Annotated in this window: 1 protein-coding gene; it reads right to left on the bottom strand. The window is 58.2% G+C overall.

The features are described 5' to 3' along the window. Positions 1–52: 52 nt before the first annotated feature. Positions 53–586: an aminoglycoside nucleotidyltransferase ANT(2'')-Ia gene (gene aadB / locus B347_RS0106890; RefSeq protein ID WP_000381802.1), complete on the bottom strand. Its 534-nt coding sequence runs from the start codon at positions 584–586 to the stop codon at positions 53–55. Between the last annotated feature and the right edge of the window lie 10 nt (positions 587–596).

Here is a 596-nt window from a genome sequence, read left to right as displayed (position 1 = left end):
CTAACACCTGAGTTAAGCCGCGCCGCGAAGCGGCGTCGGCTTGGACGAATTGTTAGGCCGCATATCGCGACCTGAAAGCGGCACGCAAGACCTCAACCTTTTCCGCCCCGAGTGAGGTGCATGCGAGCCTGTAGGACTCTATGTGCTTTGTAGGCCAGTCCACTGGTGGTACTTCATCGGCATAGTAAAAGTAATCCCAGATGATCGCCTCCCAGCTGTTACAACGGACTGGCCGCCCGGCGATGACGCCCTCAGCCGCCTCTGGGCACGAGCCCTGCGGAGCCTCCGCGATTTCATACGCTTCGTCTGCCCACCAAGCAGGTTCGCAGTCAAGTAACTCATCCCCGATCTCCGCTAAGAATCCATAGTCCAACTCCTCCATGACGCGCCCGCCGAGCATTTCAACTATTGCCTCGAGCTCGCCGCGCCTCTCGCCGGGAAACGTCAGATCAATATCATCGTGCTTGCGTGTTACACGCCCTAGCCGTGCATCGATCGCCCAGCCCCCACCGATCCAGAGCGGCAGATTTCGCTCATCTGCCGCAGCTAGAATTTTGTGTATCAATGTGACCTGCGTTGTGTCCATGCGGCCTAAC

It is taken from the genome of Pseudomonas psychrophila HA-4 (assembly GCF_000282975.1).
Classification (GTDB): domain Bacteria; phylum Pseudomonadota; class Gammaproteobacteria; order Pseudomonadales; family Pseudomonadaceae; genus Aquipseudomonas; species Aquipseudomonas psychrophila_A.
Note: the sequence above shows the minus strand (reverse complement) of the source record. Positions and strands in the feature narration are given on the sequence as shown.